Genomic DNA, 13,959 nt, shown 5'->3' on the forward strand with positions numbered 1-13,959 from the left:
TTGCTACAATACGATGAATTCAACGTATGGCAGCTAATTGGTAGTGCTGGATGAACTCAGACAATATCTCCACAGGGGCTAACGAGGGATCTCTTTCGGAAACGTCAGCGGAAACTCCTTTCTACGTAGTGGGGATTGGTGCGTCTGCAGGTGGACTTGAGTCGCTCGAATTGTTCTTTGATCACATGCCGACCAGTAGCGGCATGGCGTTCGTCGTGGTCCAGCATCTTTCTCCTGACTTCAAAAGCTTGATGGACCAACTATTGGCCCGTCATACACAAATTGAAATCCACCGTGTGGAAGATGGCATGCGTGTTCGACCGAACGCGATCTATCTTCTGCAACCTAAGCATGACATTACCATCGAACACGGCGTGCTGCGGTTAACCAAGCACGAGCGTGAAATGGGCGTGAAACTGCCCATCGATGTCTTCTTCAAATCATTGGCGAACGATCGAGGCAAGTACGCGATCGGTGTCGTCCTTTCTGGCACCGGATCGGATGGATCGCGAGGAATTCGTGATATCCATTCCAAGGGCGGACTGGTCGTCATCCAAGATTCCGAATCGGCTGGGTTCGACGGAATGCCACGAGCTTCCGCGGCAACCGGCGTGGCGGATGTCGTCTGCCGACCACAATCAATGCCCGCCAAGATCTTAGAGTTCGCAGGTCAGCCAGGCGAATTTCAGCGCGGGCAGGTCGAAGATTCTCACGCTTCCGAAGAAGGAGAATTGCAATCGTTATTTCGCCTGTTTCGTCAACGATTTGGAATTGACTTCGCCTTCTACAAGGCAGCTACCATTCAACGACGCATTGAGCGTCGAATGCAACTCAGCCAGATCACGGATCTTTCCGACTATCTGGCCAAGCTGTCTGATAACTCCGATGAACTCGATCTTCTCTACCGCGATCTACTCGTCGAGGTCACGTACTTCTTTCGTGATACGGAAGCATTCCGGCGGCTTGAATCGGATGTTATTCCACAGCTTTTCAAAGATTGTGCTGAAGACGACGAAATCCGCGTCTGGGTTTCAGGCTGCGCGACCGGAGAGGAAGCCTACTCGATCGCGATGCTTCTACACGACGCCGCCGAGAAGTTTAAGCGATCGGTAAACGTCAAAATCTTTGCGAGTGATGTCCATCAGAAGTCGATGGAGATTGCTAGTTCTGCAATTTATTCCCCGAAGGCAATGGAGAACACACCGAAGCGATTTCGGGACAAGTACTTTTCGCAGCACGGCGACTTCTTTCATATTAAGCCAGAGATTCGCAGAATGGTGGTCTTCGCGCGCCACGATCTGACGCGAGACCCTCCCTTTACTCGCATTAACTTGCTCAGCTGCCGTAACGTCCTTATTTACCTTGAGCCGGAGATCCAGAGGCGAATTCTGGCGATGTTCCATTTCGGCCTACGCGTCGGCGGAACCTTGATGCTGGGCCCCAGCGAAACGATTGGCTCGCTTTCGAAAGAGTTCTCGACCATCGATCAGCACTGGCGAATTTATCGGAAGCTGCGCGATGTTCGTCTGCCCGAGTCGACACGTCTGCCGATTAATCCGGCACCAGCCAGTATCTTTCAAGGTCGAACGACCATCAGCGGTGGCGGCGGGAGCTCCAAGACCGAAGACTCTTGGTTTCTACCCGGTGCCTACGAGGATCTACTCGCCAAGTACGTCCCCCCTAGCCTGCTTGTTAACGAATTCTACGAGCTGATTCACACCTTTGGAGACGCACGGAAGCTATTAGTTCAGCCTCCCGGCCGAACGACACTCGATGTCTCACGAATGGTTGAAGGTGACCTGCAAACGGCCATGACGGCCGCACTGCATCGTGCTAACCAGAAAGACGAATCTGTCACATTCAAAAGCGTGAGTGCTAACACGGCGATGGGGCCCAGGCGGCTTAACGTCCGCGTTGAACCTTACCTGAAAGGAAGTCGAAAGCTCTTTCTGATCTGCCTGGAAGAACAGGAAACGGCTTCTCGGCCCGAGCAAATCGCGAATAACTCGGTTGAATTTGATCAAGATAGAGAAGGTCGTGTTGAAGAGCTAGAAAGAGAACTTGATCATACGCGCCAATCGCTGCAGACAACCGTCGAAGAATTGGAAACGAGCAACGAAGAATTGCAGTCGACCAACGAGGAATTAATTGCCTCGAACGAGGAACTGCAGAGCACTAATGAAGAATTGCACAGCGTCAACGAGGAGCTCTACACGGTCAACTCGGAGTACCAACGTAAGATCGAAGAGTTGACCGATCTTACCAATGACCTGGACAACCTATTGGGTAGCACGGACATTGGCACGATCTTTCTTGATAACGATTTGCGAATTCGCAAGTTCACGCCATCGATTGCATCGGCGTTCCATGTCGTCGAACACGATATTGGACGGCCTATTCAACATATCAGCTACAATCTCGAGAACCCTGATCTACTGACCGACTTAACCACGGTTCTCGAATCAGGCGAGGCGCTAGAAAAAGAAGTACGCAGCCGCGACGGCCGGTCTTTCCTGAAGCGTGTTCGCCCATATTTCAATGAATCGGGTGCCTCGGATGGTTTAGTACTGACGTTCGACGACATTACGGCCGTGAAGATCGCCGCATCTCAGGCAGAGCAAGCGGAAGAAGATCTAGCGGTAAGTCAGAGAGAATTGCAAGACTTCGCCTACGCAGTCTCGCATGATCTTCAAGCGCCCCTCCGACACATCCAAGAGTTTGCCCTCCGCCTAGAGGAAGGCGATCCAAATATCAGCGAAGTGAAATCGCATCTCGATGGCATTCAGATGTCGTCCCAACGTATGCAAAGAATGATCGATTCCCTACTCTCCTATTCTCGCGTTAACACGCGTGGAGTCGGCTTCGAATCTGTCTCGCTCGATCAAGTTCTTGAAAATGTCCTGGCGAATCTTAAGAACGAAATCGCTGAATCCAACGCAACAATCTCCTTCGAACAATTACCGCAAGTCCAGGGCGATTCCAGCCAACTGTTGGCTTGCTTTGAGGAACTGCTGAGAAACGCAATTAAGTTTCGCAGCGATAAGCCACTTAAAATCCACCTCGGGGCACGGGTGCGAGACGATGGCTGGCTTATCTCTGTTCACGATAACGGGATCGGCATCGAGCAACGTCATTACGAACGTATTTTCGTCATTTTCCAGCGACTGGAGTTTAAGGAAGGAACCGAAGGAATGGGCCTAGGCTTGGCTCTATGTCGCAGAATTCTGGAACGCCATCATGGCTGGATCTGGGTCGAATCGACACCCGGTCGTGGCAGCACTTTCTTCGTTCAGTTGCCTAAGGGTGACAAGAAGATCCGACATGACCGACAAGGCACCGCATCATGAACGAACGCGAACCGAATCAGACTTCGACTGAGGCCAAGCAAAGCGTCTCGTCCACAACAAAACCATCCTATGTGGTGGGCGTCGGTGCATCCGCTGGTGGCCTGGAAGCTTTGGAACGCTTGTTTGACAATATGCCAAAAGATAGCGGCATGGCTTTTGTCGTCGTGCAGCATTTGTCACCAGACTTCAAAAGTTTGATGGACGAACTGCTTGCTCGTCGGACCGATATTACGATCTTTCGGGTGGAAGATGGCATGCAGCTAAAGGCCAATGCCATCTACCTAATCCCACCGAAGAAAAACATGGTGCTCGCCGATGGAAGCTTGTGGCTGACCGATCAAGATATCGGTGGACTCAACCTTCCGATCGATATTTTCTTCCGCTCTCTCGCCAAAGATGCCAAGGAAAAAGCCATTGCGGTAGTCCTTTCCGGGACCGGCAGCGATGGGTCACGTGGGATCCAGGACATTCACGAAAGTGGTGGCTTGGTCGTCGTGCAATCAATTCAATCCGCCGCGTTTGATGGAATGCCACGTAGCGCCCTCGCGACCGGCTTAGCCGATGTGGTATGCCCGCCTGACAGCATGGCTAGCCGCATTCTGGAATATATCCAAAGTCCCTCCTCTTTCATCAGCCATAGCGATCAAGACGATGACTTACCCGACGCGGGAGAACTAGCGACGATCTTCAAGCTCTTCCGAAATCAGTATGGTATTGATTTCAGCATGTACAAGCCGACGACGATCGTTCGTCGTATCGAGCGTCGTGTCAAACTCTCTCGCTGTTCCTCCTTGGCTGAATACTCCAAGCTTGTCGAAGGAGATTCTCGCGAACTTGATGTCCTTTACCGTGATCTCCTCGTCGAGGTAACGCAGTTCTTCCGAGACCTGGAAGCATTTCAGCATTTGCGGAATACGATCATGCCGCAATTGGTAGAGCGCGCTGCCGAATCGGGAGAAATGCGAATCTGGATACCAGGCTGTGCCACCGGCGAGGAAGCGTATTCGCTGGCGATGCTCGCGACGGAATGTATTGAACGCCAGAACGCAAATATCGACCTGAAACTATTCGCATCCGATGTCCATCAAACGTCGATGGAAACCGCGAGTTCCGGTGTTTACTCTTCGACGAGTGTCTCGCGAATGCCGATCGAGTATCGCGACAAGTTCTTTACTCGAATTGGCGATCTTTATCACATTTCGACCGAGCTTCGTCAGAAAGTGATCTTCGCCCCGCACGATATCACCAAAGATCCACCATTCACTCGAATCGATCTGATCAGTTGTCGTAATGTATTAATCTATTTCAATCAGGATGTTCAGAAGCGAGTTCTTTCTCTCTTCCACTTTGGGTTAACCGTCGGTGGCGTTCTGTTTCTTGGGCCCAGTGAAAGCATCGGTGACCTTGAGAAAGAGTTCGAGCCTGTCGATCGGCAATGGCGAATTTACCGTAAACTGCGCAACGTCCGACTCGCGGATACCGGACCGATCTCTCCTCAGCCCCCTTTGAACCGGGTTGTTTTTACCCGGCCATCGTACGTTTCGACCCAAACGCGTGGCGACAAGTCGTGGCTGGTTCCCGAGGTCTACGATCATTTACTAGCCAAGTACGTTCCGCCCAGCTTATTGATCAATCAGCACTTGGAACTGGTGCACTCGTTCGGGGACACACGTCGTTTGCTCGTTCAACCGGAAGGAAAAGCAACTCTCGATGTTTTGCGGATGGTCGAAGGAGATCTTCGCACGGCAATGAACGCCGCACTTCATAAAGCCTCGGTAAAAGGTGAATCGATCGTTTTCGAAGGCGTCCGTGCACGAACCAATCAAGGCGAACAGACTTATCGCTTAGTTGCCGAGCCTTATCTGAAGGGGCAAGAGAAAATGTTTCTCATCTCCCTGGAAGAAATGACCCAACCCAACGTTACCCCGCAGGCCGAAGCGGTTCCGTTCGACTCGGCGGATCAATCAGCACAACGAATTGTTTCACTGGAACGTGAACTCGACTACACCAAGGAGACCCTCCAAGCAACCGTCGAAGAACTCGAGACGAGCAACGAGGAACTGCAATCGGCCAACGAGGAGTTAGTCGCCTCAAACGAGGAACTTCAAAGCACCAATGAAGAACTTCACGGCGTTAACGAAGAGCTCTTCACCGTCAACTCAGAACACCAGAAGAAGATCACCGAGCTGACCCAACTTACCGAGGACATGGATCATCTGCTTAAGAGCACTCGGATTGGCACCATCTTCCTCGATACCGATTTAAAGATCCGCAAGTTCACCGCCGAAGCGAAGGAAGCCTTTCATATCCTCGATCAGGATATCGGTCGGCCCATTAGCCACATCGCCCATAACTTGAAAGATGTCGAACTAATCGAAGAAGCGCAGAGCGTCCTCTCGTCGATGCGCCCCGTCGAAAGAGCCATCGAATCTCGCACAGGCGGAAGCTACCTAATGCGTTTGCTACCATACGCCGGTAGTAGTGGTGTCGACGGCGTTGTGCTGACATTGATCGACACCACCACGATTATTTCTCTTCATCGTCATTTAGAAGATCCAGAAACCTAAATCGGGGGACTACTTTGTATAAATCTCGCTGACTTCCAATACGCGAAGCACTTAGGCAGCCATGACGTCTGCCGCTATCGCGATTGAAACATTGACCGATGTCACGTGCGTATGACGCCACGACTCGACATCGATACCCTTCGCTTTTGTTGTCATTTTGTTGGGGCAGATTCACGTGAATGATAACGAGACAACCTCTATCGATCCCGCTGATGACTTGATCATTGCCGGAATCGGTGCCTCGGCAGGAGGTCTGGAAGCACTCGAATATTTCTTTCGAGGTGCGTCGGGCAACGCGAAAGTCGCCTACGTAGTGGTCCAGCATCTTTCGCCGGAACAACCGAGCATGATGGACCATCTGCTCAAGCGTTACACGCCGTTACCGGTACAACAAGCCACGCATGAATTACGAGTCATGCCTGGTAATGTTTACCTGATTCCGCCTGGCAAGGACATGATTATCGCGGACGGCAAGCTGCTGATTGCCGATCGTTCTCCTCACAATGGCCTCTCTCTACCAATCGATCAGTTTTTTCGATCGCTTGCGCAAGATTGCGGTCGAAACTCAATTGGGATCATTCTTTCCGGCACCGGTACCGACGGTTCACGAGGCATTTGCGAAATCCACGCAGCTGGTGGCCTCGTTCTGGCACAAGACACCGACTCGGCTCGCTTCGATGGCATGCCAATCGCCGCGATTCAAACGGGCGTTGTCGACGAGATTCTACTTGCCGAGGAAATGGATCACGTTATCCATCAATTCGCGGAACGAAACAACGGCAACACTGACTCCATCCTAGACAATCTCGACGGCGCATCGTCGGAAGCGTACATCAAACAGATCTTTCGCTTGCTACGAAACAAATATGGCATCGACTTCTCTCACTACAAATCAGGTACGATCACGCGTCGGATTGAGCGGAGGTTGATGCTTAATCAAGTTTATGATTTGGCCACTTATGCCGAAGGCTTATCAAATGACGCTGACGAGTTAGGCAAGCTTTATCGCGATTTGTTGATTGGAGTAACCCGTTTTTTCCGCGACCCGGAAGGCTTTGAGTTCGTTCATCGCAATGTGCTTCGGCCATTAATCCAGGAGGCCGATCCTCGCAACGAATTACGGTTTTGGATTGCCGGTACCGGCACCGGACAAGAGGCCTTCTCCCTCGCGATGCAGATTAGCGAGGAACTAGACAATCTCCCTCACGTAATTCCTACCCGTATCTTTGCCACTGATGTCCATCATCGCTCGCTAGAAATTGCTGCTAGAGGCATCTTTACAGAAGATGAACTACGTGATGTTTCAAACGAGCGGATTGCCAAATTCTTTGTCAAACGTCGTGATGGCTATCAGGTTTCACCACATCTACGGAAGATGATCGTATTCGCGCCCCACAATATCATCCGGGACGCTCCATTTACTTCTATGGATTTCATCAGCTGTCGAAACCTGCTGATCTATCTGCAAACCGAGGCACAGAAGAAAGCCCTCTCACTATTTCATTTTGCCCTCAAAGTTGGTGGCACGATGTGGCTTGGCCCAAGCGAAACACCCGGAGAATTAGGGCGAGAGTTTGATGTTGAAAACGAACATTGGCGAATCTTTCGCAAGCGTCGCGATGTTCGTATTCTCGCAGGTGAGAGAACTGCGATTCGCACTGCTGCTGGATCGCCCGGCAGTAACGTTCCGACTCAGAGCTCCCGCGGCATCGTTGCGCACCAACTGGAGACTTACGATCGTTTACTCGATGAATTCATGCCGCCTAGCATCCTCGTGACCGACAGTCGCGACCTGCTACACACCTTCTCAGGAGCCAGTCGTTATCTGATTCGTAAAGATGGTCGTCCCTCCACGGATGTTGTGGAGAACGTGCATCCAGATCTCAAAGTCCCGATCCTCACCGCACTTCAGCGATCGATCAAGGATCAATCTCCGGTCGTCCACTCCGGTGTGACGTTCGCAGGACCACCGAACGAAGAGATCAAATTGGTGGTCAAACCATTCTTCAATCGTACCGCCAATCGAAACGAGTTCCTCATCATTTTTGAGGCACGCGAATGCGAGAACGTCACAGAAACACTTCCCTCGATTGACTTGCAAGGCATCTCCAGGGAACAGATCCAGGCCTTGGAATCGGAACTCCAGTACGCGAAGGAAACGCTTCAAGCGACGATCGAAGAACTGGAAACAACCAATGAAGAACTCCAAGCATCCAACGAGGAACTACTCGCATCAAACGAAGAACTCCAAAGCACGAATGAAGAGCTAAACTCCGTCAACGAAGAGCTTTATACCGTCAACATGGAACACCAGCGAAAGATCGCGGAGTTAACCGAAATGACGGATGACATGGAGAATCTGCTCAACAGCACTGAAGTCGACACGGTCTTTCTCGATCGCGAATTCCGTATTCGCAAGTTTACCCCGGGCATCGCTAAGACGTTTAACTTGATCCCACAAGACGTAGGTCGGCGAATCGATAGCTTCACGCATAACGTGAAGAACCTCGCATTACTGGACGCGCTGGAAAGAGTTCTTCGATCGGAAGAACCCCTCGAGCTTGAAGTCGACGACGCTAAGGATGAATGGTATTTGCTGCGAATCCTGCCCTATTTCTCCAAGGGCGTGGTCGAAGGCCTGGTGATGACATTGATCAACATCACCTCGCTGAAGTCCGCCGAACTCCGATTAACCGAGCTGTCGGAAATCGTTCAACAGTCGTCCGACGCCATCATCCGTATTGACCTGGATGGAACGATTCGCACCTGGAATCGTGGCGCGACAGAGCTTCTCGGATATTCCGAGTCGAGCACGATTGGCCAAAATTTTTCGCTGCTGATGCCCGACAATTCTGATCCGGCGATTCAGCTTCTCTTGAGTGAAGTTGCCCAGGGTAATTCAGTCAACGATCATCGCATGGTCTGGCATAGTCGCACAGGGAAGGTGCTCGATATCTCGCTGCACGTTTCCCCAATTCGTGATGTTTCCAAGACGGTGCATGGTGCGTCAGCGATTGCCAGAGATATTTCTGAATTGAAGAAAGCCGAATTGAAGATTCGCGAAGCGGTTCGCCGTCGCGATCAATTCCTCGCGATGCTCTCACACGAATTACGTAATCCATTCGCGGCTATCCTGAATGCCAACAGCTTACTGAAAGAAGAGGGCGTCGACAAAACGACCACAGACGAAGCACGTGAAGTCGTCGAACACCAACTACAGCACGTGTCTCGACTCCTCGACGATCTGCTAGACGTTGCTCGGATCACCAACGACAAGCTTGTTCTTCACACTGAAGTGATCGATATCAACAAGATCGTCTTGGATGTGGTCGACTGTATCCAGCATCAGCTGGAAGTCAACAATCAAGAGCTGGAACTAAATCATCCTAACGTTCCCCTGTTCGTCGAAGGAGACATTGGGCGATTGCAGCAAGCCCAGGTCAACCTCCTAATCAATGCCAGTAAATACAGCCCACCAGGAAGTACGATTCGTTACAACATTTGGCGAGATGGCGGTGAAGTTGTGATTACCGTGGGTGATTCAGGCGACGGCATCCCACCCGAGATCGCCGATCAGATTTTTGAGCCGTTTGTTCAAGCAGAACAAACGATTGATCGTTCCCAAGGCGGAATGGGGCTGGGACTCTCGTTGGTGAGAATGATCATCGAAGCCCACGAAGGTAAAGTCAACGCCGAGAGCCTCGGTAAAGGACTTGGCAGCGAATTTACAATTCGCCTTCCGCTTACTTCCGCACCGCCATCGAGCCAAAAAAGCCACAGCTTTCAGATCACGCCTGGTACTCGCCTACTGTTGATCGAAGATAGCGACGGGATTCGTCGGATGCTCGCTCGATCGCTCGAATTAAAGGGGTTCAAAGTAGAATCCGCCAGCAACGGCTTGGAAGGCCTGTCGCGTTTTGACGCTTTTCTTCCGCAGGTGGCGATTGTTGATATCGGATTGCCTGATATCGATGGATATGAACTAGCGAGACGAGTCCGTTTGAAAAACCATAGCAAAGTTCTCATGGTTGCTGTCACTGGGTATGGCCAAGAGGAAGATCGACGTAAAGCTTTAGATGCAGGATTCGACATGCATCTTGTTAAGCCGATCGATCCAACCGAGCTAGCCTCTGCTATCGCTCCGTTTCTACTGCCCAATGATTCGGTACCATCTTCGTCATAAATGCTTTGCTAATGCTGCGCAAAACGCAACTGCCATCTCTGAGGAGGGAGATTGATGTACCCTGTTTCTGTAATAAATGAATCAATTCTTGTTGACCCAATGCCGATCGACTGATAGGTTGAGGTCATGGCGTGCGGGCAGCCGATAGCTCGCTTCAGCAACGGACGGCCCACTCGAGGAAATTCGAGTCTAGGTATGCTTGCAGTTACGCAAACCTAAACTTGGGGCAGAATTCTCCTTCGTCAGGAATTCCTGGCCTCCTTACCTCGTATGTAGTCACTTCCTTCATGACTGCAGCAAGGAGACCGTTGTGTTAGTCGTTACTCGCCATTCGAAAGATAAGATATCTTTCCCTCAGGTTGGCATTACCATCCACTTCATCCGGGTCCATTCCGGAAACGTGAAGATCGGAATCGATGCTCCGCGGGACATCGCTATTGTCCGCGACGAAATCGACAGTACGGAGACGACTGCTTCACTTATTCGCAGGCAATTTCTTAGACTGCCACGTGATATCCGTCATGGGATTCGCAACGAACTACACCAAATCAGTATTGGATTGCACCTCTATCGCGAGCTGCTTCAAGCTGGACAGGTTCAAGAGGCGGAAGAAGCCTTTGAAGTGATGCAAAGTTGTTTGCAACGGCTAGACGAAAACGAAGTCTTCCAGAGAACACCACCGACATCCTCTGCTTCGGGTAACGTTCTGCTAGTTGAGGACATGGCCAACGAACGCGAAATGTTAGCCGACTTTCTTCGTCTTCATGGTTACGGTGTCAACACGTTCGCAAATGGATCAGAGGTGCTGAATTACCTCAAGGAGAACATCGCGCCGAAGGTCATCCTTGTTGACATGAAAATGCCCGAATGTGACGGGCCAACAACCGTGCGGCAAATACGATCTGATTCGCGTATCGGTTCCACACATATTTTCGCGTTGAGCGGAACATCACCGAAAGAAAACGGTTTAGAGAGCGGTGTGAAAGGGATCGATCGCTGGTTCCCCAAACCCGTTAACCCACAAGGCCTCATCAACGCGATCGAAGCCATCAGCAAGAAACCAACTCGTCGAATACCGGAGTCGTAATCATCTTAGCCGCTGAAGTTCACCGCAGGGAGAGCGGAAAGAATTCCAAGGGAGATTGGATTTAATACTCCAGCGGCTAACCATCGCCGGGAGAGCTGAGGCAACGCTTCAGCTCTCCCGCGCATTTTCAACCGATGTTGCGAGTGTACGATATACTTCACGAAAGACAAAACATTTTTTCATGATTAGCTCGTTGACGATCCGAAGTTAACTTTCCGGTAAGCCGCAGTGAAAGCATTCAATTCAAATAGGGAATTAATCCCATGTATATAATTGATGAAGTGGCAGATCCGATTCGATCAAAGAGCTAAGCTCTGCTGAACTCAAATAGGCACGCGAGCAGCCGATTCGCTCGCAACCGCAATGGATTGCGCGTCTGAAGGGACGTTTCCCTTCTGAACATGAAGTTTTTGACGCTACAACAGCCGTCTTCGGCTGTCTAGTGTCCAGACTGCGCTTGGAAGCAACGCTTTCGCGCTCATTGCGAGACCTTCTGTCGTGCCTACAATTCGAGTTACTCACAGGAAGCTTTCCTGCCGTTCATTGGTGCGTTCTGCCAATCTACTTTGCGTCGCCGTTCCGCGATGTTGCTCACCTTCGTTCGGCTGTCTTCTCTTTGTCCACTCTTTAAGCACTTCAGTAATCCCTTTCGACTGCACACTGCTGCGCATTCGGAAAGCGTTAGACGAATTCGTCAGGGCTGCAAATAGCCAACTCCGGTCAATCGCAAACGAGGGCAGAGGCGTTCATCAAATCCGTAGTCTGTTTAGAACCAATCCGGGAGAACGGCTATGAATCATGAAGTCCTTATCACCGATCAACAGATCGTAAACCTCCTGTTACTGGAGGATGACGACGTTGACTACCAAACCCTGACCCGTCATTTGGCATCTGGGCCAACTAAATTCGAGATCTCCCATGCCCGCACGTTGGAAAATGCGTGCGACACGCTCAGTCAGGGTCACTACGATGTGATCATTGCCGATTTACGATTGCCCGATAGTGAGGGGGTCGAAACGGTTGTCTCTCTGGCAGAGCGATGTCCGCAGACCGTGTTATTGGTGATGACCGGTCTCGATGACGAAGAATTGGAACAGGAAGTTCTCAGCCGCGGAGCACACGGCTATTTCGTCAAATGCGAGATTCAAGGCAAAGCGATCATCCGCACGATACTGCATTCGCTGCGATGCGAACGATTCGTCCGACAACATCGAGCCCTCGTCGATCACTTACGAACGCAACAAAGAAGTTTAGAGTCGTTTTCACAGCAATTGAGTGAGGAGAATAAGCTACTCAAGAACGCGCATCAACTCCGTTTTCAAACCGAAGCAACAGACTTCAAACATCTCTCCAATCACGTTAGTAAGGATGCCATAGCGATTATGGCCGTGGAAGCCGAGCAAGCAAGTCGCGCCAAGAGTGAATTCTTAGCGACCGTTTGTCACGAATTACGAATGACGATGGAAGGAATTCTGTCGATTCATGATCACTTGGCACAAACGCACCTGACCGATCAACAAAAGGCATTCGTTGACGCCAGCTTGGCTAACAGTACCGTTCTCTACCGCATGGTCGGTGAGATGTCCGATATCGCTCGGATCGAGTCGGGGCGGGCAGAACTTCAACCATTCCTATGTGACCTATCGGCCATTCTTCAGGAAGTCGCTTCTACGGCTTATCCTCTACTCAGCTCGAAGCACATTGCTTTGAAGTGGGCATCTGACGAAGCGTTTGCCGAATCGGTAATCTGCGATGGAAAGGTCATTCGCCAAGTACTAATCTTGTTGCTCTCGAACGCGATTAAGTTTACCTCGCAAGGCAGAATTGATTTGCACGGAGCATGTCTCTCGCAAGACTCACACGGTGGATACATTCGAATCTCCGTGTCCGACACCGGTGTGGGAATTCCGGCCGACACCTTGGACGAATTGAAAGCGGCCTTTTCGCAAGGAAGTCTACGATCGATGCCACCGCTACTTGGCCCTAGCCTCGGCCTTTCGCTCGCGTTGCAATTAACGCGGCAACTGGGAGGGGAAATGGGAGTAGAAAGCGAACGTTGGAAAGGCTCGACCTTTTGGGTTGATATTCCCGTTCGCTTACCCGAACAGGAAGTTACCGGTCGAATCGATTCAAGCAGCAAGTCACTGCTGAAAGGCCCCAATTTTCTCAAACGCCAGAATGGTAACGGTAAACCAAGCAGACCGCTAACAGCAAAGCATCATGTGTTGGTCGCGCATGAGAGCCGGGCCCTACAACTGTATATGGTCGAGCAACTGCGACAGCTCGGACATTCTGCGGATACCGCGAAGGATGGAAGTGATGCGATGTATCTATTGGCGAGAAAGGACTTCGATCTCTTGATGATCGACTGTCACTTGCCAATCCACGACGTCTTTGTCATCGCTAACCGAATTGATGGAATCACGCAGGGAAACCAAGAGGAAAAACGTCCCAAAATCATTGCCATTTCCGATCGATTGATGATTGACAAGATGGACAATTCCCAAATCGAGAACATCGATGCCTATTTAACGGTACCGCTGGAAATCACACGCTTACGCGAGACCATCCGGCGCTGCCTAAACGATGATATATAGCCCGAGATTGATCGTTTCGCCCTATCGTCTCCTCGCTTCGACCATAGCTTATCCCTTAATTTCGCGACTTTTCATATCAAAAGGAGTTTCGCTTACGAAGCTTTCCTCCACGTGGTTTGCATGGGGCCAAATTTAACGTTTTCGGAAGTTTTCACGAACGACGTCAGGCATCCGTAAG

Annotated in this window: 5 protein-coding genes; all 5 read left to right on the forward strand. The window is 50.9% G+C overall.

Annotated elements, in window-relative coordinates; all coding sequences use genetic code 11:
* Nucleotides 1–50 precede the first annotated feature (50 nt).
* Nucleotides 51–3,347 carry a chemotaxis protein CheB gene (locus C5Y83_RS10125; protein WP_105329552.1) on the forward strand — a complete coding sequence of 1,099 codons (3,297 nt, stop codon included), beginning with the start codon at nucleotides 51–53 and terminating at the stop codon, nucleotides 3,345–3,347.
* Nucleotides 3,344–5,914 (forward strand): chemotaxis protein CheB, encoded by a 2,571-nt coding sequence (locus tag C5Y83_RS10130; protein ID WP_105329553.1) that lies wholly within the window; start codon nucleotides 3,344–3,346, stop codon nucleotides 5,912–5,914. Before C5Y83_RS10125 ends, C5Y83_RS10130 begins: the two co-directional genes overlap by 4 nt.
* A gap of 175 nt (nucleotides 5,915–6,089) precedes the next feature.
* Nucleotides 6,090–10,097, forward strand: a complete 4,008-nt coding sequence (locus C5Y83_RS10135; protein ID WP_146117732.1) for a chemotaxis protein CheB — start codon at nucleotides 6,090–6,092, stop codon at nucleotides 10,095–10,097.
* Nucleotides 10,098–10,407: 310 nt separating this feature from the next.
* Nucleotides 10,408–11,184 (forward strand): response regulator, encoded by a 777-nt coding sequence (locus tag C5Y83_RS10140; protein ID WP_158262309.1) that lies wholly within the window; start codon nucleotides 10,408–10,410, stop codon nucleotides 11,182–11,184.
* A 791-nt stretch (nucleotides 11,185–11,975) separates the two neighbouring features.
* The gene (locus C5Y83_RS10145) at nucleotides 11,976–13,781 is read left to right on the forward strand and encodes a response regulator (protein ID WP_105329556.1); all 1,806 of its coding nucleotides are present in this window, start codon (nucleotides 11,976–11,978) and stop codon (nucleotides 13,779–13,781) included.
* Nucleotides 13,782–13,959 lie beyond the last annotated feature (178 nt).

This window comes from Blastopirellula marina, assembly GCF_002967765.1.
GTDB classification, from domain to species: Bacteria; Planctomycetota; Planctomycetia; order Pirellulales; family Pirellulaceae; genus Bremerella; species Bremerella marina_A.

What these genes read in the sequence shown, in the direction of transcription:
- C5Y83_RS10125 (WP_105329552.1), top strand. Translation starts at nt 51, where the DNA reads ATGAACTCAGACAATATCTCCACAGGGGCTAACGAGGGATCTCTTTCG.
- C5Y83_RS10130 (WP_105329553.1), top strand. Translation starts at nt 3,344, where the DNA reads ATGAACGAACGCGAACCGAATCAGACTTCGACTGAGGCCAAGCAAAGC.
- C5Y83_RS10145 (WP_105329556.1), top strand. Translation starts at nt 11,976, where the DNA reads ATGAATCATGAAGTCCTTATCACCGATCAACAGATCGTAAACCTCCTG.